Annotated in this window: 8 protein-coding genes; all 8 read right to left on the bottom strand. The window is 69.8% G+C overall.

The genetic code is table 11. The features are described 5' to 3' along the window. Positions 1-77 precede the first annotated feature (77 nt). The 8 genes from LIG30_RS08655 to LIG30_RS08690 all read right to left on the bottom strand — a co-directional run bounded on the left by LIG30_RS08655 (position 78) and on the right by LIG30_RS08690 (position 22158). Entirely contained in the window at positions 78-7664 is a 7587-nt protein-coding gene (locus LIG30_RS08655) for a type I polyketide synthase (protein ID WP_038711306.1), read from the bottom strand. Positions 7665-7793: 129 nt separating this feature from the next. Next, positions 7794-8537 (bottom strand): outer membrane lipoprotein-sorting protein, encoded by a 744-nt coding sequence (locus tag LIG30_RS08660; protein ID WP_038711308.1) that lies wholly within the window; start codon positions 8535-8537, stop codon positions 7794-7796. A gap of 21 nt (positions 8538-8558) precedes the next feature. Next, complete coding sequence (locus tag LIG30_RS08665; protein WP_038711309.1) at positions 8559-9809, bottom strand: ABC transporter permease; 1251 nt, start codon at positions 9807-9809, stop codon at positions 8559-8561. Beyond that, complete coding sequence (locus LIG30_RS08670) at positions 9806-10543, bottom strand: ABC transporter ATP-binding protein (protein WP_038711310.1); 738 nt, start codon at positions 10541-10543, stop codon at positions 9806-9808. The genes LIG30_RS08665 and LIG30_RS08670 overlap by 4 nt, the downstream gene beginning before the upstream one ends. Positions 10544-10623: 80 nt before the next feature. Then, positions 10624-12471 (bottom strand): polyketide synthase dehydratase domain-containing protein, encoded by a 1848-nt coding sequence (locus LIG30_RS08675; protein WP_038711312.1) that lies wholly within the window; start codon positions 12469-12471, stop codon positions 10624-10626. Next, positions 12471-13700, bottom strand: a complete 1230-nt coding sequence (locus LIG30_RS08680; protein ID WP_038711313.1) for a 3-oxoacyl-[acyl-carrier-protein] synthase III C-terminal domain-containing protein — start codon at positions 13698-13700, stop codon at positions 12471-12473. Before LIG30_RS08680 ends, LIG30_RS08675 begins: the two co-directional genes overlap by 1 nt. Further along, a complete protein-coding gene (locus tag LIG30_RS08685) occupies positions 13697-21262 on the bottom strand; it encodes a type I polyketide synthase (protein WP_038711315.1) in 7566 nt (2521 codons plus the stop codon). The genes LIG30_RS08680 and LIG30_RS08685 overlap by 4 nt, the downstream gene beginning before the upstream one ends. An 11-nt stretch (positions 21263-21273) precedes the next feature. Then, the gene (locus LIG30_RS08690; RefSeq protein WP_038711318.1) at positions 21274-22158 is read right to left on the bottom strand and encodes an AMP-binding protein; all 885 of its coding nucleotides are present in this window, start codon (positions 22156-22158) and stop codon (positions 21274-21276) included. Positions 22159-22184 lie beyond the last annotated feature (26 nt).

Genomic DNA, 22184 nt, shown 5'->3' on the forward strand with positions numbered 1-22184 from the left:
GGCCGGCGGCGCCGCGCGCCGGCCGGCCTCGCGACACCGCCGCCGCATCCGTTGTCGCACGTCACCCGCCGCGCGCGTCAACGGCCGCCCTCCTCGTTGAGCGCCGCCTGCCGCGCGCCGTCCGCGGTCTCCCTGATATCGGCGTCCGTCAGCTCGACCGCGTGCGCGGCCGCCAGCGCGGCCACCTGCTCCTCCAGTTCGGCGTCCGGACGCTCGGGCCGGGCATCCGCCTGGATCAGCTCGACGATCCTGCGCGCGATCGAATTCACGGTCGCGCCCTGCGCGAGCATCATCACGGACAGCTTGACCTGGAAGCATTCCTCGACCGCCATGCGCAGCTCCATGCCCATCAGCGAGTCCATCCCGAGCTCGAGCACGGAGCGGTCCGGATCGATCTTCGCCGCCGTCATGTTCAGGATCCGCGCGACTTCGGCGCGAAGCGCCTCGGCGACGACCGCCTGGGCGTCGTCCGGCGCCAGCCCCAGGATGTCTTCGCGCAGGCTCCCGCCCTCGGCCCGCTGCGCATCGCGCTGATCGCGGCCGCGCATCTCGACATACCGCTCCGAACGCGCGGACGGGATCACCTTCGCGATCGCGTCCCAGTCGAGCCACGCGACGGCTTCGCCGGCCGCGCCCGCGAGCAGCACGCGCTCCAGCGCCGACATCGCCTCGCGCGACGTGATCGAGCGGCCGCCGATGCGCGCCTCGAGCGCATCGCGCGTCTGGCGGTTGCGTGCGAGGAAGCCGACGTCGTCGATCGGCCCCCACGCCATGAAGCAGGCCGGCAGCCCCGATGCGCGGCGCAGCCGCACGAGCGATTCGAGGAACGCGTTCGCGGCGACGTAGTTCGACTGCCCCGGATTGCCGAGGAACGTCGTGGCAGACGAGTACACGACGAAGAAATCCAGCGCGCGGCCCGCAGTGGCCCGATGCAGGTTCCACGCGCCGGCCACCTTCGGCGCCATCACGCCGCGCATGCGCGCATCGTCGAGGTTCGCGATCAGGCCGTCGGCGATCGACAGCGCCGAATGCACGACGCCCTTGAGCGGCGTGCTCGCGCCGTCGATCTTCTCGACGAGCCGCGCGACTGCCGCGGCGTCGGTGACGTCGCACGACGACAGCGTGAGCGTCACGCCCATCGCCTCGGTCCAGCGCCGCGCCTGCGCGGCCAGTTCCGGCGCGAGCGTCGCCGACCGGCTCGCGAGCACGACGTGCCGCGCGCCCTTCTCGACCAGCCACGCGGCGGTCGCAAAGCCGAGGCCGCTGGTGCCGCCGACCACCAGGTAGGTCGCGCGCGGCTCGAGCTGCAGCGTGCCGCCCGGCGCCGCCTGCGGCGCGGGAACACCGCCGCGGAAACTCAGCAGGATCTTGCCGATCTGCCGGGCCTGCTGCATGTAGCGGAACGCGTCCTCCGCACGCTCGGCGGGAAAGACCCGATACGGCAGCGCGTGCAGCGTGCCGTCGGCGATCAGGTCCAGCACCTCGTTGAAGAGCTGCGAGGTCAGCTCGGGCGACTCGCGCATCAACTGGTCGGCATCGATGCCGAAGTAACTGATGTTGTTGCGGAACGGACGCAGGCCGATGCGCGTGTTCTCGTAGAAGTCCCGCTTGCCCAGCTCGAGGAAGCGCCCGAACGGACGCAGAACGTCGATGCTGCGCACCATCGCCTCGCCCGCGAGCGAGTTGAGCACGACGTCGACGCCGCGCCCTTCCGTGCTCGCCAGGATCTCGTCCGCGAACGCAAGGCTGCGCGAGTCGAACACGTGGTCCGCCCCCAGCAGCCGCACGAATTCGCGCTTCTCGCGGCTGCCCGCGGTCGCGAACACTTCCGCGCCGAGATGCTTCGCGAGCTGGACGGCCGCGATGCCGACGCCGCCCGCCGCTCCGTGCACCAGCACGCGCTCGCCGGCGCGCAGCTGCGCGAGCCGGTGAAGCGCGTAATAGACGGTGAAGAACGTGGTCGGAATCGTCGCGCCCTCGTCGAAGCTCAGCCGCTCCGGCTTCAGCGCGATCGCGCTGACGCGTGTCCTGACGCGCGACGCGAAGCAGGCCGGCGCGAAGCCCAGCACCGCGTCGCCCACCTTGAAGCCGGCGACGTCGCGCCCCGCGCGCACGATCCGGCCGGACACTTCCATGCCGACGGTCGGCCCGGCAAAGCCGTTCTCGACTGCCTCGTCCGACAGCAGCCCCATCGCATACATCACGTCGCGGAAATTGAGGCCGGCGGCAACCGGCTCGATCTCCACCTCATCCGCGCCGAGGTCGCACTCCGGCAGCGGGAACCAGCGCAGGTTCCGCAGCGACCCCGGCGCCTCGAAGCCCAGATACGCCGGCCGCGCCGAAGCGGACGCAGCGCGCCACTCGCCGCGCAGGTCCCGCAGCGCGGCGGGCGCCATGCGCGTGACGTAGCGGCCGCCCGACGCGAGCAGCGTCTCGTCCCCGCTCTGCTGCGACAGCAGCTCGCGCACGAGCCGCGCGGGGGGCGCGGCGCAGCCCGGCTCGATGTCGACCAGCCGGCAATGCAGCTCGGAATGCTCGTTCATCAGGACCCGCGCGAATCCCCACAGCGTCGCCTGCTCAGGCCGCGCCGCCACGCCGTCCGGCCCGGCGGCCAATGGCGCGCCGCCGCTCGTCACGATCCACAGGCAGAGATCCCCCTGCCGCGGCAGTTGCACGAGCGCGCGGGCCAGCTGGGCGAGCGCGATCGCCGTGCTTTCCTGCGCGTCCATCATCGCCGCGCCGTCCGCGCCGGGCGGCACGCCGTCTGCCGACGCCGCGACGAACACGACATGGCGCGCACGATTGCCGGCCGCCTGCTCGAGCGCCGCCCATTCGTCCGCGAGCGCCGCGTGTTCACCACACGTCACGGCCTGGTTCTTGGCCTGCAATGCGCCGGCGAGGTCGTCCGCCAATGCGCGCTGTGCGGCCCCGCCAGCGACCACGTGCCACCACGCCGGTTCGGCATCGACACGTGCCGCAGGTGCATCGCCCTCGTGCCGCCGTGCCGCGATGACGACCGGCGTCCCCTCGATCTCGAGGTCAGTCTCGGAATGAAGCACAACATGGTCAAACCCCTCTGCGTTCAGCAGCGTCTCGATCGCGCCCGCCTCGAGCAATCCGCAGCGTTCGTGCGCCCACGCGTCGGCGTCGAGGCCGAACACGATGTCCGAAAAGCGGCTCGGCTGGCTTTCGACAGCGAGCAGGATGCCGCCGGGCGCCAGCCATGCGCGGGCAGCCTGCAACAGCCGTGCCGCTTCGCCGCCGGCGCGCAGCATGTTCCTGACGACCACCACGTCGTAGCGCGCGGGACGGCCCGCCTCGGTCGCGAGCGCGAATCCGTCGGTGGTATCCAGCTCGACGGTGCGTATCAGCGGATACACGGCGGCGTCGACCGACGCGAGCTGCTCCGCGCTGCCGGCGACCGCGTAATCGCACCGCGCCTGCACCTGCGGCGCGAGCGGCTGAAAGAGCCCCGTGCCCGGCGTGACGACTTCGAGCACCGTCAGCGTCCGGTCGTCGCGCCACGCGTCGACCGCGGCTTCGACGCACGCACGCGCCACGGCGTTCGCGTGCGCCCCGCTCGGCGACGCATCGTGCAGGTGGTCGACCAGATCGCCATGCCCGTGCGGCAGCACCGCGTCCGCGGCCGTCTCGCCCGCCAGCACGGCGGGCAGCGCCGCGCCGCAGTGCGCGAGCAACGTCAGTTCCGCGACGTGCGCGGGCGACAGCGCGAGCAGCCCGCGCCACAGATCCTCGATCGACGGCAGCGTTTCCTCACCCCGCTCGAGCCGACCGTCGACGACCGCCAGCACGCCGTCCTCGACGAGCATTGCGACGAGCCGCTCGAACAGCGCGCGGTTGTGCGTGGCCGGCGGCGGCGCGGCGCCGATCGCGCCGATCGCCTCGACCGCGCGCAGCGCGAAGCTCGCGGCCAGCACGTCGAACAGCGGCATGACCTGCGTCAGGTGGGTCGCGCGCTGTTGCGCGTCTTCCTGCGCCGACACCGCGGCGCAGGACGCCTCGACGAGCCGCGCGGGATCGGGCAGGCCCGCCGCGCTGAGATCTTCGTCATACGGCCGGGCCAGCGCGGTGAACGTATAGCGGCCGGGCTCCGCCTTGTGACGGCCGGTGAAATCGACGCGCCGGAAGCGGCACGCGTCGATCGTCGCAACGACCTTCGCGTCGCTGTCCATGTAAGTGAACGACGCGACGAGCGAATGCGGGCTGCGCCGCACGATCCGCACCAGCACGCGCCGCACCGGATCGCCGCCGAAGAACGCGATGCGGCCCATCTGCACCGGCACGTAGGCCGCAGACGCCGCCCCGGCCCACGCCTCTTCCGCGAGCAGCGCAAACAGCGGATGAAAACCGCTGTCCATCGCGGCCGGGTGCAGCGCGTAATCCGGCAACGTGCCCGCCAGCGCCGCAGGCATCTCCAGCTCGGCGAGCACCGCGCCCGGCAGCAGGCGCAGCGACGTCACCCAACGGAAGGTGTCCCCGTAACCGAGCCCGATCGCCGCCGCGGCATCGTAGAGCGATGCCGCATCAAGCGGCGGCTGCGTGTCGAAACCGGCCAGCGTTTCAGCCGGCACCAGCGGCACGGCCGGCGTAGCGCCGATCCGGAACAGGCGTCCCGTGACGTTGACCGTCCACGGTTCGTCCGACAGGCGGCCGCGCGTCTCGATGACGAAGCCGGAGGTCTGCGTGTCGATCGTCAGGCGGAACAGCTTCGACTGCTGCGGCTGAAACACGACCGGCGCGCGGATCTCGAGGTTCTCGATCCCGCAGGCAGGCGTGCCGAAATGGATCTGCGCGGCGGCGATCGCCATTTCCGCGTAGCCCGCGCCAGGGAACGTGATGCCTCCGTCGACGACGTGGTCGGCGAGCATCGGCATGCTGACCGGATCGATCTGGTTTTCCCAGGCCGCCGCGTGGTCCTTCAGCCGATAGCCGAGCAACGGGTGCGCGCGGCGGCGATGAATCAGGCGGTATCCCTCCGAGGTCTGTTCCACTTCGTGCCGCTCGCGCTGCCACGGATAATTCGGCAACGCCGCGTGCGCGCCGTCCGGCTCGGCCGGCACGAGCGCCGCCAGATCGACGCGCGCGCCGTTGGCGAGCGCCGCGTACAGCGCGCGGGCGAGTTCCGCCGCGCCGTCCTGATTGCGGATCAGCGTCGGCAGCGATCGCCCGCCGACCTTCGCGTCGTCGATCGTCTGCGTGAGATAGGTGCGCAGGATCGGATGCGGGCCGATCTCCAGAAAGATCCGCACGCCGGCGTCGAGCAACGCGCGCGTCGCATCGGCAAAGCGCACCGGCTCGCGAATGTTGCGCCACCAGTACGCCGCGTCCAGCGCCTGCCCGGACAGCAGGCTGCCCGTCACCGACGATGCGAACAGGCACTGCGACTCGTGCGGGCGAAGATCGTCGAGACCGTCGAAGACGAGCGCACGGATCGGGTCCATCCGGTCGCTGTGGAACGCATAGTCGAGATCGAGGATCTGGAAGAACTGCCCGCGCTCGAGCATCACCGCCTGCACCGCGTCGAGCGCCTGCGGCGCGCCGGCGAGCGTGACGGACTGCGGGCTGTTGACCCCGGCGATGACGAGTTCGCCCCCGAGCCCGAGCGTGTCGATCAATTGACGGGCCGCCGCCTCGTCGAGCCCCACCGCCGCCATCTTGCCGGTGCCGCGGGTTTGCGCCTGGGCGCCGCTGCGGACCTTGATCACGTGGATCGCCTGGTCGAGCGTCAATGCGCCGGCCGCCCATGCCGCGGCGATCTCGCCGACGCTGTGACCGAAGCAGGCGTCGAATTGCAGGCCGCGCTGCAGCAGCACGCTCAGCACGCCGAATTGAACGGCGAAAAGAAGCGGCTGCGCGTACTCGGTCGCCGCCAGATGCTCGGCCGTCACGCCGCCGCGCAGCTGTTCGACGAGCGACGGGCTGCCGTCTGCCCGCCACAGCACGTCGAGCTCGGTCAGCGCCGCGCGGAAATGCACGTCCTCTTCGAACAGGCGCTGCCCCATCCCCGCCCATTGCGCGCCGTTGCCCGAGAACACGAGCGCGAGCTTTCCGCCGCCGTCGGGCACCTCGCCGGTGACGACCGATGGCGCGCCTTCGCCCCGCGACAGCGCGTCGAGCGCGTCGATGCCCTCGTCGACGCTGGCTGGGCCGACGACCGCGCGATGGGCCAGCCACTCACGCCGGTGCGCGGCGCCGGCCGCGAGCGCGGCCCACGACTCGCCCGCCTCGACACGCGCCTTGTACGCGCCGGCAAGCGCGTGGAGCGCCTTCGGCGAGCGTGCGCCGAGCATGAGCGGCGGCAAGCCGGCATGCTCCGGCGCCAACGGCGCGCGTGGCGCGGCATCCGGCCCGGCGTCGGCTTCGCGCAGCAGCACGTGCGCGTTGGTCCCGCCGAACCCGAACGAATTGACGCCGACCGTCAGCGGATGCCCGCTGCCGGAAAGCGGCGTATACCGGTCGACGACCCGCAGCCCGCCGCCGTCGAAGTCGATGTTCGGATTGGGCGTGCGGAAATGGATCGTCGCCGGCACTGCCCGGTGCTTCAGGCACAGCACGGCCTTCAGCAGGCCGGCCATGCCGGAGGCCGGCTCGAGGTGCCCGAGGTTGCTTTTCACCGAGCCGATCATCAGCGGGTGGCCAGGATCGCGCCCGCGGCCGAGCACCTCGCTCAGCGCGCGGGCTTCGGTCGGATCGCCGACCGCCGTGCCGGTGCCGTGCGCCTCGACATAGCTGATGTCGCGCGGGTCCACGCCGCCGCGCGCGCAGACCTGCTCCAGCAGCGCCGCCTGCGTCGCCGACGCCGGCACGTTGATCCCGCCTTGCGAATGGCCGTCCGAGTTCACGCCCGACGAGACGATCACCGCATGGATCGTGTCGCCGTCGGCGATCGCCTTGTCGAGACGCTTCAGCAGCACGAGCGCGCCGCCCTCGGATCGCACGTAGCCGTCGCCCGACGCGTCGAACGCGCGGCAGCGGCCCGTCGGCGACAGCATCGACGCCTTCGAGAAGCCGATGAACGGATACGGATGGAGCAGCAGGTTCACGCCGCCCGCGAGCGCGGCGTCGGCTTCGCCCGCGCCGATCGACATGCATGCCTGGTGGACGGCCACCAGCGACGACGAGCAGGCCGTGTCGATCGACATGCTCGGCCCGCGCAGGTCGAACAGGTAGGAGATCCGGTTCGACACGATGCTGATCGTGTTGCCGGTCGCCGAATACGCATCGATGATGCTCAGGTCGTCGGTGTTGCGGTCGCCGTAGTCCTTGCTCGATACGCCGATGAACACCGCGCAGTTGCTGCCGGTCATGTCGGCGGGCCGGCGCCCCGCATTCTCGAACGTTTCCCACGCCAGTTCGAGCAGCAGGCGCTGCTGCGGGTCCATCTGCGCCGCTTCACGCGGCGAGATGCCGAAGAACGCGGCGTCGAATTCCATGACGTCGCCGATCACGCCGGCGGCGAACGTGTAGCTCTTGCCGGGCTCGCGCTTCGCGGGATGCCGGTAAAACTCGGTACCGAAGCGCTCCGGCGGAACCTCTGTGACCGCATCCCTTTCCTCGACCAGCAACTCCCAGAGTTCATCCGGATGACGCACGCCGCCCGGCAGGCGACATGCCATTCCCACAATTGCAATTGGCGTGTTCATCTCTTCTCCGCATCAGCGTTGTCTCACTCCGTCACCGCACCGGCAGCCGCGACACCCCGATATCGGCCGCTTCGGTCCGATGCAGCAACTCCGCTCTCGCTCCCGCTATCGTTGGCGTTATCGCTATCGCTATCGCATGAACAGATTCAGGTCGAACACGTAGTCCGGCAACGGCTCGACGCGCGGATTGCGCAGGCTCAGATAGGTGATCGAGCCGTTCATCAGCTCGCCGCGCAGCGTGATCTTCGAGATGAACGGCCTGCTCGCGCCCGACACCCGCACGACGTTGTCGTAGTTCATCGTCGACGACTTGAACTCCTTGCCCGACACGGTGTAATACTTCGCCTTGATGCCCACGAGGCGCTTCTTCGACACCCAGTATTTGATCCGGTCGTAGGTGGTCTTGTCGTTCTTCGCCTTCAAGTCGAACACATAGCAATCCTCACCGCTTACGTCGTCGTCGGGAAGCTGCGCGGCCTCGTAGTTGTCTGCGTAATTCGTCGCCGCGATGTCGCCGTAGGCCGCATCGCCGAGCAGCTTCTGCCGCTGCGAGATCGGCACCGGCTTGCTGAGCCCGGGCTTGTAGAACCACATCGCGGTGTTGAGCATCAGCAGTTTCTCGCCCTTGTATTTCGGCGGCGCGAGACTCATGCCGGACACGTCGAAGCCGCGCGCCTTGATGTCGTACACCATCGTATCCATCACCTGCTCGTTCTCGGTCGATTCGATCGTCACCTGCCACGCGACGCCCGCGACGTTGCCGCGCGCCTCGTCGGCCGCTTTCAGGATGTCCCGCGTGCTCAGCGAGGCCGGCGCGCTGGTGCTCACGAACAGCCCCGTCAGGATGGGCACGATGTAGCGAAGTCGCTTCATGTCTGTCTCCCCGAAGTGCGGTCACGCATACGCCAGCGCGCCGACGATCACCATCCGCGCCGCCTTGCGCGCCGGCAGCAGCGCCGACAGCAGCGACAGGCACAGCAGCAGCAGCACGCTGTACAGCCAGTAGTCCGGCACGAGATAGATCTGCAGCGGGATCTGCCGGCTCACCTGCGGCGGCACCCAGGTCGGCTGGAAGTAGCCGACCGCGCCGAGCACGGCCAGGTTCAGGACGACCCCGAGCACGGCGCCGAACGCGCCCAGCATCAGGCTTTCGAGCGCGAACAGCCCGACGATCCCCTGGCGCTTCACGCCGAGCGCGCGCAGCGTGCCGATCTCGCGGGTGCGCTCCATGATGGCCATCGAGATCGTGTTGACGATGCTCATCACGACGATCGTGAATACGATCAGGAACGTGATGAAGAAGATCACGTTGAACATCTTCTTCACCTTCGTGTAGAACGGCGACAGGTCGTTCCACGTCCGCACGTCCACGCTCAGCCCGGCCTCCGCGAACTCGCCGGCCAGCGTCTCGCGCATCGCAACGGTCGCGTCGTCGTTCCTGAGCAGCACCGTCAGGCGATCGACGCTCGTCGTGTCGTACAGGTCCTGCGCGAACTTCAGCGGCACGGCCGCGAACGTGCCGTCGAGCGCTTCGTCGGGCGCATCGATCAGTTGCACGAGCTGGGCGTCGAGCGCGTTGATCTGGCCGGAGATGGTCGGCGACATGGCGACCGCGCTCGAACCGAGCTTCAGGTTCAGCTGCTTCGCGAGGCCGTGCGCGACGCCGATGCCGTAACTGAGCTGGTCGGACAGCGGCGCGCCGTCGTACAGCTTCGCCTTCCCCATCACGCCGACCGCATGGCTCGCGATCGCCTGGATGTCCGACGGCACCCGACCCGGCGCGATGAAGATCGTCGACACCTTGCCGTTGCTGAGCAGGCCCGATATCTGCAGCTGCGGTGTCACGACGACCACCTCGGGATGCCGCGCGAGAATCTTCCGCATCGCCGCCACGTCGCCGTCGCTCAACAGGTACTTCGTCGGCTCCAGCTTGCCGTGGTCGAGAAAGCCCGACTTGAACACCGTCAGGTGGCCGTTCGCTTCCGCATAGATGTAGCTGTCCTTCAGGCTCGTGAAGATGTAGCGCGTGAATCCGCCGAGCGTATTGACCGCGAGGAATCCCACGCCGATCGCGAGGATCGTGAACAGCGAGCGCCTGCCGTTGCGGAACAGGTTCCTGAGCGCGAGCTTGATCCAGGTCATCATGACTGCACCCCCGTTGTCGAACGTTTTTCCGCGCCGACGCGCCGGTCCTCGACGATCGCGCCGTCGCGCATCATGATGCGGCGGTCGACGCGATCGAGCAGCCGCTCGTCGTGCGTGGAGAAGATGAAGGTCGTCCCTTCCCGCTTGCTGATCTGGCGCATCAGGTCGATGATCCGGTGCGCGTTCTCCGAGTCGAGATTGGCGGTCGGCTCGTCCGCGACGACGAGCGCGGGGCGCGTGATCAGCGCGCGCGCGATCGCCACGCGCTGCTGCTGGCCGCCCGACAGCTTCGCCGGCCGGTGCGACGCGTGGCTCGCGAGACCGACTTCGTTCAGCCGCGTGAACGCCATCTCGCGCGCCGAACCGGGCCCGTGCCGGCCGATCTGCAGCGGCAGCATCACGTTTTCGAGCGCCGACAGCACCGGCACCAGGTTGAAGCCCTGAAAGATGAATCCGATCGCCCGGTTGCGCGCCTCGCTGCGCTGATCGTCCGACAGCAGCGCAGCGTTCCTGCCGTTGAACAGCAGCGTGCCCGACGACGGCGTGTCGAGCAGGCCGACCAGATTGCACAGCGTCGACTTTCCCGAGCCGGACGGCCCCCAGATGGCGACGAATTCGCCCGGATGAATCGTGATGTCGACGGACTTGAGCGCCGTGATCTGCCCTTCCCCAAGCGGGTAGTGCTTGACGACCTGGCGCAGTTCGACGAGTGGCGTCGAGGCAAGTGCTGACATTTTGCGGTTCCTCAATGTGTTGGGCGTTGGACGAACCCCGTCCCCGCACGTCGTGAATTCCGGTGTGCGACGTTTGTGTTTCACATGGCGCGCACCTCTCCGAGGCCGATCGCGACGATGAAGTCGCCGTCGCAGTGCGTCGTGACACGCGCCTGCCGGCCGCTGTGCCGATGGCACATCTGGAAGCTGCCGTCGGTGTCGATCGCGGTGGCCTCGTAGTGCCGCGGCGTGCCGTCGATTCCGGTTCCCATCAGCTTGCCGAGCGCTTCCTTCGCGCACCACAGACGCGTGACCCATGCCTGGCGCTCGCTGCCGGCGCAGCGCGCGACGAGCGCGCGTTCCGACTCGGTCGCGATCGCCTTGACGAAATCGACGTCGTGCTCGGCAATGCGTTCGATGTCGATCCCGACCGGACTGCCGTGTGCGATCGCGATGGCCTCGTCGTCGCAATGGGCGATGCTGATCGCCGGCGGCGACACGCCGTCGGCGTGCCAGCGCGCGACGACGGGGCAGCCCTTCTCGTCGCTGGCGATCGCGAACGCGGCCGGATGCAGCGTCTCCCGCGCCTGCCGCCGCCGCGCGTCCCACGCGCGCACCGCGTCCTTCGCGGCAATGCGGCCGAGCAACCACTCGATCTGGCGCGCCGGCGTGCCGCGCTTGTCGGCAAACGCCGCCATCTCGTCGAGGTGCAGGTAGTGGCGGGCCAGCAACAGCGGATCGAACCCGGCCAGACGCTTCCGGGTCAGCCGCTGGCACACCGGCGCCGGGTGCTCGTCGAGCGCGGCCAGCGACACCGCATCGCTCAGCAGGTGCCGGGTCGGCAGCCGGCGAAACGCCATCAGCCGCTGGTCCCACTGGAACCGCCACGACTTCCAGCCCCGGATCCGCATCCAGACACCGCCCGCGCCGTCCTGGATCTCGACGTCCGCCGTCAGCGTCTTGCCCTTGTTCTCGGTCACGTGCACGCGCATCGGCACGCGCGTGCCGGGCGCCGGCGCGGTCCGGTAGAACTCGAGCTTGCCGATGCCCACCGGAAATGCGACGTCGCCCTGCTGCAACGCCCACATCGCGATCGCCTGGCCGACCGTGTCGAGCAACGCGGGATCGGTCAGCAACTGCGGATCGGGCATCGAGCGGAACATGTCGGCCGCCGATCGCACCTGCACCTCGACCGCCGCATCGCACTCGCCCAGCAGCATCGTGCCGACGAGCCCCTGAAAACGCGGGCCGTGAAACAGCTGCCGCTCCGCGTACGCGTCGGCGGCGTTCAGCGACCGGCACGCGCCGGCGTCCAGCGCCGGCGCGTCGAACGAAAGACTGAGCCGGTAGTGCGTGCCGAACAGCACCGTCGCGCTGATCGCCGGATGCGATTCGCCCTGCACGAACACCGCGACGCCGAGCCGGCACGACGCGCCCGCCGCATCGGCTTCGTTGACACGCGCGTCCACGCGCACCGTCATCGTGTCGGTGTCGGCCAGCGCGATCCAGCGCGCCGCCTGGACGTCCTCGAAGCCGATCAGGCCGTAACCGGGCACGAGGCACGCGGCGGCCTCGGCCATGATCTCGAGGCTCACCGTCATCGGCACGACGGGAAAGCACGCGGACAGCGGCTTGACCGCCGTCGCGTGGACGAAGTGGTGGTCGGCGAGATGCAGATCCTCGGCCAGCGAGAGCCGGCGCTCGATGCTGACCGACTGGCCCGGCACGTAATCCAGCACCGCGCCGACGAACGGCAGCGCATGGCCCGCGACGCCGGCGTCACGCGCATCGCCCGCACCGGGCGCCGGCCCGGCCTGTGCCGCGGGCGGCGGCCCGGACTGGGCCGCCGGCGGCTGCGCGGCGGGCTCGATCCCGCTCAGCTCGGACGCCGCGCTCACCTCGTACATCCGCGCGACGAGCGGCATCGCATGGTTGTGGCGGTTGATCATCAGACCTTCTCCATCACGAGGCCGGTCACGGTCAATCCCGGCCCGAAGCCGATCGACACGACGCGCTCGCCCGGCGCGATCGACTTGTCCTCGACGATGCGCTTGAGGATGTACGGAATCGTCGCCGAGGTCATGTTGCCGTTGTCGCGGAAGACCTCCTTGCTGATCGCGACGTGGTCGTCACGCAATCCGAGCTCGTCCTGGATGTGCTCGACGATCCTCGGCCCGCCCGGGTGGATCGCGAAAATCAGCGAATGCTTGTCGCGCTCGAAGTCCATGCCCGCGCTCTGCAGCAGCGACACCACGAAGCGCCGCACGTGCTGCTTGATGACGATCGGCACGCGGATCGTCAGCGTCATCTGGAACTGATGCGACGACGGCACCTCGGTCATTTCGTCCGCCGAGTTCGGCAGCAGGTTCTCCTGGAACGCGAGAATCCTGAGGCCGCGCAGGCCCTGCGCGCGCACGTACTCGTCGGAGCAGACCGAATACTTGATGAAGCCGTCGCCGAACAGCGTCATCGCGACGATGTTCTCCGCGCTGGAATCCTCGAGGTTGTGATGACACGACAGCAGCTCGGTATGCACGATGTCCACCCGCTGCTTCGGCGGCGTCGCACCGAAGTGCGACGACGACAGGAAGCCGTGCGCCATCCGGATGGCCGGGAACGCGCCGTAGCAGCCCATGTGGTAGCTGTGGGTCACGGTCGTGTTGAACCATTCCTTCTGCGAGACCATCCGCTCGACCGGGCTCGGCGCGAGATAGCCGGTGCTCGTCACGTGGATCATGTCGTCGGGCGCCGCCGCGACGCCGTCGTACATCTCGGCCAGGCAGCCGCTGACGACCTTGCGGTAGCTCTCGTGACGCTCGCGGATCGTCGCGCCCTTCGGGTCGGTCAGGTCCGGCGAGTGCAGCCGCAGGTGCCGCATCTCCGGCGACGGTTCGGCGAGCACCAGCTCGCCGTCGACGAAGCGGATGTCCCTGAGCCGCGGAAAGAACACGAGCTGCCGGCGCCGGATCTGGTCGGGCGACACGGCGTACTTCGAGAACTTGTCCTTGAGGTCGCGCACCACCTGCCGCCTCGCGTCCCGGGCCTGGATGTCGTTGATCTTGCAGTACCCCATCGCGAGCGCATACGCGCTCACTTCGAGCGTGATGCGCTGCGCGACGGGCTTCGCGACCTGCGCGGACCAGAAGTCCGTCAGAACGGGCTTGTCGAATGTGTTCATTTCACGGATACCCCTTTTTCCTGGCCGAGTCGCAGCGTGGCGATCTGACGGATGCTCGACGAAATGACGAGTTCCGGTGCGCCGCTCGCGCCGCGCTCCAGCGCTTCGAGGAAATGTCGCCGCCCCTGCTCGGCGGGGATCGGCCGGATCGAGCGCGCCGCGTACAGCTTGCGCAGCTCGTCGCTGACCATGCCCGCGTCCCACGGCCCCCAGTTGATCGCGACCGCGTGCACGTGCGGCCAGCGATGGCAGATGCGGTTCGCCAGTTTGTTCAGGACTTCGTTGGCCGCGCTGTAGTCGCACTGCCCGACGTTGCCGAAGCGCCCCGTCACCGACGAGAAAAACACGATGAACTTCAGGCTGTCGGGGCGCAGCTTGCTCTCCAGCACCAGCGCGGGGATCACCTTGGTGTCGAACACCGCGTCGAACGACTCCACCGATTTGTCGGCGATCAGCTTGTCGCTGATCACGCCGGCGCCGTGCAGCACGCCGTCGATGCGTCCCCAGCGCGCGTAGATGTCGTCGAGCAGTCCGCCGAACGCGGCCCGGTCCCGCACGTCGAGGCTGTGATACTCGACCTGCGCGCCCGTCGCGCGCATCGCGGCCAGGTTCGCGCGGATCTCGCGGTCCCGGAGGATGCGGTTGAGCGCGCGGTCGACCTCGGCGGGCGTGACCTTGCCCTGACGGCGCTTCATGTCCTGGATCAGGTGGCGCTTCAGGTCGGCGGGGTCGTCGATGTCGACGATCTCGTCCGGCTCGTCGCCGGGCAGCGCGCTGCGACCGACCACGATCAGCCGCGGCCGATACTTCTCGGCCAGCGCGCGCGTCACGTCCGCCGTGATGCCGTAAGCGCCCCCGGTGACGAGCACGACCGCGTCGGGGTCCAGCGTCAGCTTCGACAGGTCCTGCGGCACCGCGCCGTCGTCCTTCAGGTCGAGACGCCATCGCCCCTGCGCGTTGTAGCCCACCTCGACGCCAGGCTGCCCGCTGCGAATCTCCGCGAGCACCTGGGCGGCGAGCCAGTCGGGCTCCAGCTCGGGCGCGACGTCGATGCACTTCACGCGGGTCGCCGGCCACTCCCGCGCGACCGATTTCGCGACGCCGAGCACGCCCGCGCTCTCGGCCGGGAACGCGCGCGAGCGGCTGAGGCCGAACTGGCCGTCGAACGCCGTCACGTTGACGATCCAGCCGCCGCCGTCCTGCGCGCTCGCCTTCAACGCCTTCTCGAACACTTTCAGCAGCAGGAAGAACGCGCGCCCGTCGTGCAGGCGGCGATCCGGCGCGTCGTCTCCGCCCGACGCGCCCATCAGGTTGAAGATCGCGCCGACCGGCTCCGTCGAATCGGCAAGCAGCGCCTGCAGCTGCTCCACCGATTCCAGCGACGACAGGTCGGCTTCGTAACGCCCGTCGCCGATCACGCGCGTGACGCCGCCCGGAACGACCTGGCGGACCCGGCAGCCGCCGCGCACGAGCGCGCGCCTGAACGCGGCGGCCAGCGGCGTGTCGTCGCCGACCAGCAGCACCGGGTGCCGCGCGGGATACTCGGTCGCGTCGAGCACGTCGTTCAGACGTTCGGCAATCGGCTCGACTGCATAGCGCTGAACGGGATCGATCTGTGCCGTCCCGTTATCGGACTCCACCGTCTCATTGCGCGCGGACGGTGGAGTCTGCGCTTTTTTTGCGGACATTCCTCCCTGAGCGGTGCCGTTCTGCTCGTCGACCAGCTTCTCGTACCACGCGATGATCTCGTTCAACGTCTTGAGGCCCGACAGCTCCTCGATGACCGCCTCCTCGTCGCGCTCCCCGAGCAGGTTGTACTGGGTCGTGAGCCCGCTGAAGATCTCGATCCGCTTGATCGAGTCGATGCCGAGGTCGGCCTCCATGTGCGCGTCCGCATCCAGCATGTCCGGCGGATAACCGGTGCGCTCCGACACGGTGCGCAGCAGGTCGGCCTTGAATGCCTCGGGCGACGCAAGGCTTGCGTGCACGCCGCCGCCGTTGCCGCTCGACGCGGGTGCGCGCCCGGCCGGCGCGGCCGCGGGTGCGGGTGCGGGTGCGGACACGACGGTATCGACGACCGTTTCGACCGGCTGCGCGGGCACGCTCGCCGCCTGCGCCAACAGCTGCGCGGGCAGCACCGGCGTGACGGGCACCGTGCTCAGCACCACCGCCGCGCCGCCGGCGACGGCGCCAGCCTGCGGCGGCGCGACGCGCGGCGCCGCCATCGGCACCGGCATCGGCATCGAGACCAGCCGCGCGGCCTGCTCCGGCGCATGCTGAACGGGCAGCCCGATCAGTTGCGCCTGGAAATCCAGGAAATGGCGCAGCGTAAGCTGCTGCTCGCATTGCAGGTCGAGGAACCGCCCGACGCTGTACTGGATCTGCGCGAGTTCCGACTCCACATAGCCGACACCGCCGGGTTGTGCGCCGGCGCTTGGCATCGCCGGCCCGCCACTTGATACCGAATCCGCTTTCATTACGCTTCTCCTGACACGGGTGAACGGAGGTTCCGGGGGCCGGCTCGGGACCGGCGAAGGCTCGGCTGCGCGCGCCGCATCGCTCGCCACCATGGCCGGGACGGCGGGCGGCGCATCGGCTGGGCGGGCGGCGGGCGGCGTCGCGCGCGGCTGCGGCGCGGGCGCGGCGGGCGCGTTCCACGGCCGCGCCCGTGCCGCATTGACGCGCCACACGAGCGGCCCCGGCGCGGCGCGGCGTTGCGCGTCGGCGAAGACCGCGTCGAGGCCGTGCTCGCCGAGGCCGCGGCCGGCAAACCAGGTGTCGAGCTTGACCGGCAGGCCGATCGACAGCGCCTGGGTCAGCAGTTGCGCGAGCTGCAGCCAGCCGGGGCGCCCCGGCGCGTCGATCGCGAGCGTGCTGTGCGGCTTGTCCGCGAGGATGCGGTCGACGAGGCCGCCCAGCACCAGCCCCGGCCCGCATTCGACGAACACCCGCGCGCCCGCTTCGTAGAGCGCGTGGATCTCGTCCGTGAACCGCACCGGCTCCGCGATGTGCCGCGCGAGCAGCGCGCGCACGTCGTCGCTCTCCGCCGGATACGCTTCGCCGGTCGTATTGCTGTAGACGGGAATCGCCGGCGAACGGAACGCGACCGTGGCCAGGTGCGTCCCCAGCTCGTCGCGCACGCCGGCCATCACGTCGCAATGAAATGCCGCGCTCACCGGCAGCTTCTTGACCCGCATCGACCCGTCGCTCAGCGCGGCCACTGCCGCGTCGATCGCGTCGACCGTCCCCGCGACGATGGTCTGGTCCGGTGCGTTCAGGTTCGCGATGCTCACCTGGAGATCGTGCCGCGCGATCGCCGCCACCGTGTGCTCGCCGTCGACATCGAGCGCGGCCATCGCGCCGGCCGGCGCGCTCGCCGACAGTCGGCCCCGCACGCGCGACAGGCGCAGCAGCTCGGCCCGCGTGATCGCCCCCGCCGCGCACAGCGCGACGTATTCGCCGTAGCTGTGACCCGCGACGAAATCGGGACGCAGGCCATAGCTGGTCAGCACGTCGAACGCCGCGAGGCCGGCCATGCCCAGCGCGGGCTGCGCGATCCGGGTCGCATTCAGCGCCTGCTGTTGCGCGTCGCGCTCCGCGTCGCTGAATACGGGCAGCGGATAAACGAACGGCGCGATCGGCGGATCGGACTCGGCGTCGTGCTCGCCCGGCGCGTCCGCGAAGCACGCGTGCAGCGCGGGCATCGCGACCACCAGGTCCCGCAGCATGTTGACGCGCTGCGAGCCCTGCCCGGGGAACAGGAAACAGACCCGGCCCGCCTTGCCGGCGGTCTCCCGGTAGTAGATGCCGGGCGGCTGCGTGATCTCCGCATGCACGCGCAGCAGGTCGAGCACGCGGGCGAGCTTCTGCTTCAGATCGGCGACCGACGTGACGAGGAGCGTGAGCCGGCACGGGTGCCCGCCGTTCGCGCGCCGAAGCACGTGCTGCTCGCGGTAGATCGCATACGCAAGCTGCGCCAGGTCGATCTGTTCCGGATGCGCAAGCCCTTGCAGCACGCACTGCACGTGCGCTTCGATTTCCGCGCGCGTCGCGCCGGCGAACGCGACGATCTCGGCATCGCGCGGGTTCAGGTCGACCACATCCGAGTCGCGATAGGCGCCGGTGTATTCCGCCAGCACCGTATGGAAATTCGTGCCGCCGAAGCCGAATGCGCTCACGCCGCAGTGCCGGGCATACGCGCGCCCGTCGTGCAGCCACGGCCGCGTCTCGGTGTTGACGTAGAACGGCGAGCGCGTGAAGTCGATGCCGCTGGTCGGCTTGTCGACGCCGAGCGTCGGCGGCAGCACGCGGTGCCTGAGCGCGAGCGCGGCCTTGATCAGCCCGGCCAGACCGGCCGCGACCTTGGTGTGACCGATCATCGACTTGACCGACCCGACCGCGCACGTCTGCGTGCCGGTCGACGCGCCGCCGAACGCGATGTTGAGCGATTCGATTTCCGAACGGTCTCCGAGCGCGGTGCCGGTGCCGTGCGCCTCGATCAGCGTGACGCACGCCGGATCGACGCCGCCGTCCGCGTACGCCCGCTTCAGCGCCGTCACCTGCCCCGGCGGATGTGGCGCCGTCAGGCTGCGGTTGCGTCCGTCGCTCGAGCTGCCGATCCCGCGGATCACCGCATAGATGCGATCCCCGTCGCGCTCCGCGTCGCTGACGCGCTTCAGCACGACCGCCCCGACGCCTTCACTGATCGCGATGCCGTCGGCCGAGTCGTCGAACGGCCGCGAATGGCCGCGCGGCGACAGCGCGTAGGTCTGCGCGAAGCACATGAAGCCGAGCGGGCCGTTCGTGCCGTCCACGCCGCCCACCAGCGCGACGTCCGCCTCGTGATCGCGCAACTGCCGGACGCCCACGTCGAGCGCCGCGAGCGACGACGCGCACGCCGCATCCACCGTGAAGTTCGCGCCGCCCAGGTCGAAGCGGTTGGCGACGCGGCCCGCGATCACGTTGCCGAGGATGCCCGGGAAGGTGTCTTCGGTCCATTTCGGCAGCACGTCGTCGAAGAGCGCGTTCTGGATGCGCTTGCGCGTCTCCTCGGGAATGTCAGTCAGGCGGGCCAGATAGCCCGGCAGCAGCGCGCGGAAATTGAAGATCGTGCCGAGCTCGTTCATCCCGCCGACGGCGAAGATCGTCGACGTGCGTTCGCGCGGGAACGGCCGCCGGTCGAAGCCCGCATCCGCGAGCGCCTGTCGCACCACTTCCAGCGCGAGCAGCTGGACCGGCTCGATCGAGCCCATGCTGGCCGGCGCGATCCCGTAGCGCTGCGTGTCGAACGGAATGTCGTCGAGAAACCCGCCCCACTTCGAATACACCTTGTCCGGCGTGCCGCGCTTCGGATCGAACACGTCGTCCACGTTCCAGCGGTCCTTGCCGATTTCCCGGATCGCGTCGACACCGTTCAGGATGTTCTGCCAGTAGTCGCGCAGCCCTTGCGCACGCGGCAGCAGGCAGGCCATCCCGACGATCGCGATGTCCTCGTGACGGGGCCGGCCCGCGGGGCGCGCCGGCTTCGCACGGCGCTGCCGCAGCAGCGTCTCGCTGCCGGCGCACACCGCGGCGTGCAGCTCCGCGACGCTGCACCGGTCGCTGCGGAGCCGCGCAACTTCGCCGAGCATGTACATGCCTTCGCGGCGCTGCGTGGGCGCATCGACCTCGACATAGCGGCTGTCGCCCTGATCGGCGGCCGGATCGCTGTTGTGCGCGATTCCCTTCGATGCGATCCGCAGCCGGCCGATGTTCATCAGCTCCAGCGCCATCAGCGTCTCTTCGTCCGATTTCGACGCGAGCACCAGCTCGCGCCGCACCTTCTCGAACTCGTCGCAGAACGGCGTGCGCGCGCAGCGCGTGTAGATGCCGACGCCGGATTGCAGCAGCGTCGTCTCGCGGCACTCGACCGCCTGCTGCTGGAACGTGTCGACGATCGCGCCCGACTGCACGATCTCGTGCGTGAACAGGTAGGCGGTGCCCATCAGCACGCCGACCTTCATTCCGCGCGCGACGAGCGGCGCGGCCAGCGCCGACACCATCGCCGCGGACAATGCATCGTGAATGCCGCCGGCGAACAGCACCTGCACCGATTCGGGGTCCTTGATGTCGCTGTTCGCCAGGATCTCGATCGCGGATTCCCACAGAATGAAGCTCGTGCGCGGCCCGGTATGGCCGCCGCATTCGCTGCCCTCGAACACGAACCGGCGCGCGCCGTCGGCGAGAAAACTGCGCAGCAGCCCCGGCGCGGGAACGTGCAGATACGTGGTGATGCCGGCCTCTTCCAGCTCGCGCGCCTGACTCGGGCGGCCGCCCGCGATGATCGCGAAGCGCGGTTTGATCTCACGGACGACGTCGAGTTGCGCCTTGCGCAGCTCGAGCGGAATGAAACCGAGTATGCCGACGCCCCACGGTGCGTCGCCGATCAGCTGCTGCGTCGTCGTCAGCATCTCGCGGACTTGCGGGCCGCGCAGCACGGCGAGCGCGAGGAACGGCAGCGCGCCCCCGTCCGCGACGGCCTTCGCGAACGCGCCGACGTCGCTGACCCGCGTCATCGGCCCCTGCGCGATCGGGAATCGCGTGCCGTGCAGCCGGGCCAGCGCCGAATCCGGCGCGAGCGGGATTTGCTCGGCGGCCTTCGCGATGCCGTCGGCGATGCCGTCGCGCACCGCCGTGACGATGCGTCCGACCGTGCCGTAGCGCTGGCCGAGCGGCGCGGCGAACGCGATGTCCTGCCCGACGGCGATCAGCCCGTCGTGCGGCTCGGCCAGATGACCCGCGATCGACGCCTCCCACGCCGCGTCCTTCGCGACCGCGACTTCGAGCTCGCGCAGCCGGCTGCGGCCCGAGCGGCTGAAGAAGCGGTACAGCACGTCGTCCGCGCCGACCAGCGCCGTCTCGCTGCCGTCGAGATGCGCCCAGGCCGGCACCTCGGCGGCACTGAACGGCCCTTCGTCCGTCAGCCACAGCTGCTCGCCGAGCACGACGCCGGCCGCGCCCGCGAGCACCGCGGCCGCTGCGCTGTGCAAGCCGATGCCGCCCTGAATCCAGTACGGGATCTCCAGCTGACCGTGAAACTCCTGCAGCAGCATGAACGACGAATGCGTGCTCACGCGGCCGCCCGCTTCGTGCCCCTTGACGATCAGTCCGTCGAAGCCCGCCGCTTGCGCGGCGCGCGCCGACTCGATGTCGCGGACTTCGACGAGCACGTCGCTGCCGATCCGCTTCGCGGCGTCAAGCGCGCGGGCGGCGGCGTCGGCCTGCAGGCCGGCCAGCACCAGGACCGGCACCGGCGCAAGCGCGCCGACGATGTCCGCGAGCGGGGCGAGGTCGTCCGGCGGCTCGCCCGCGGCATCCCAGCGCACGCCCCAGCGCTGCGCGTCGTGCGCGTCGCGGGCGAGGGCCGACAGCGCGGCCGCGGCATCGGCCGGCGCCTTGCGAACGCCGAGATCCAGCACGCCGATCGCGCCGGCCCGGCACGCGGCGACCGCGATGGCCGGGGTCAACCGGTGCGATGGCGTCATCGCGATCACTGCCCCTGATTTCGGACGAGCTGTTTTCATGTGATTCCCCCTCATCGCAAATTGACGTGCATCACGGTGATGTGCTCCTGCGCGACCACCTGCCGGATGCGCTCGAGGTCGATCCGCTCCCGCGCCGGCAGGATGACCAGCCGCGCGCCATGCGTCAGCGGCCAGAGAAACTCCCAGACGCTCGCATCGAACGCGAAGTCGGCGCTCTGCAACAAGGAATCGCCCTGGCCGATCGGACTGATTTCCTGCATCGACTCCAGCCGGTCGATCACATTCCGGTGGTCCTTGACCACGATGTCCGGCGTGTCCGCCTCCGAGAACCGGCAGATCGCGCAGGCCGGCGACACGCCGTCGGTCCGGCTGTCCTGCGGCCACGAGCCCGGCAGGTCGTCGCTCTCTTCGCCGCACACGACGATCTGCGCGCCGGCATGGTCGAACTTCGAAGCGAACCCCTGCTGGGTAATGACCGTCGACGCATGCGACGCGCCGAGGGTGGCCGCGATGCGCGTCTCGTGCAGCGCCGGATCGAGCGGCAGGCATGCGCCGCCGGCCTTCAGCACGGCGAGAATCGCGCGCACCAGCGCCAGCGAGCCCTGCATGCAGACTGCGCACAGTTTTCCGGGGCCGAGCCCGTTGGCCTGCAGCAGCGCCGCGAGACCGTCCGCCTGGCTGTCCAGTTCGCCGTAGGTCAGTTCACGCTGGTTGTACTTCACCGCGCGCGCGCCGGGATTCAGTTGCGCATACACCTCGAACGGGCGATGCACCGGCGGCGGCAGCGGCTGCTCCGCCGCGCCGCGCGTCGGTGGCGGCGCGTGCCCGGCGCCTGTCGCCGGCGCGTGACGCAGGATCATTCCCTCGAGCATCGCCCAGTCCATGCCGGTGCATGGCACCCGGCACAACAGCTCGTCGCCATCCAGCCGGACCATGCGACGCTCCCCGTTTCCATCGCCGA

Source organism: Burkholderia sp. lig30, assembly GCF_000687455.2.
Classification (GTDB): Bacteria; Pseudomonadota; Gammaproteobacteria; order Burkholderiales; family Burkholderiaceae; genus Burkholderia.

Coding starts and splice junctions, on each gene's coding strand:
- LIG30_RS08655 (WP_038711306.1), bottom strand. CDS start 7,664: ATGAACACGCCAATTGCAATTGTGGGAATGGCATGTCGCCTGCCGGGC.
- LIG30_RS08660 (WP_038711308.1), bottom strand. CDS start 8,537: ATGAAGCGACTTCGCTACATCGTGCCCATCCTGACGGGGCTGTTCGTG.
- LIG30_RS08665 (WP_038711309.1), bottom strand. CDS start 9,809: ATGATGACCTGGATCAAGCTCGCGCTCAGGAACCTGTTCCGCAACGGC.
- LIG30_RS08670 (WP_038711310.1), bottom strand. CDS start 10,543: ATGTCAGCACTTGCCTCGACGCCACTCGTCGAACTGCGCCAGGTCGTC.
- LIG30_RS08675 (WP_038711312.1), bottom strand. CDS start 12,471: ATGATCAACCGCCACAACCATGCGATGCCGCTCGTCGCGCGGATGTAC.
- LIG30_RS08680 (WP_038711313.1), bottom strand. CDS start 13,700: ATGAACACATTCGACAAGCCCGTTCTGACGGACTTCTGGTCCGCGCAG.
- LIG30_RS08685 (WP_038711315.1), bottom strand. CDS start 21,262: ATGAAAACAGCTCGTCCGAAATCAGGGGCAGTGATCGCGATGACGCCA.
- LIG30_RS08690 (WP_038711318.1), bottom strand. CDS start 22,158: ATGGTCCGGCTGGATGGCGACGAGCTGTTGTGCCGGGTGCCATGCACC.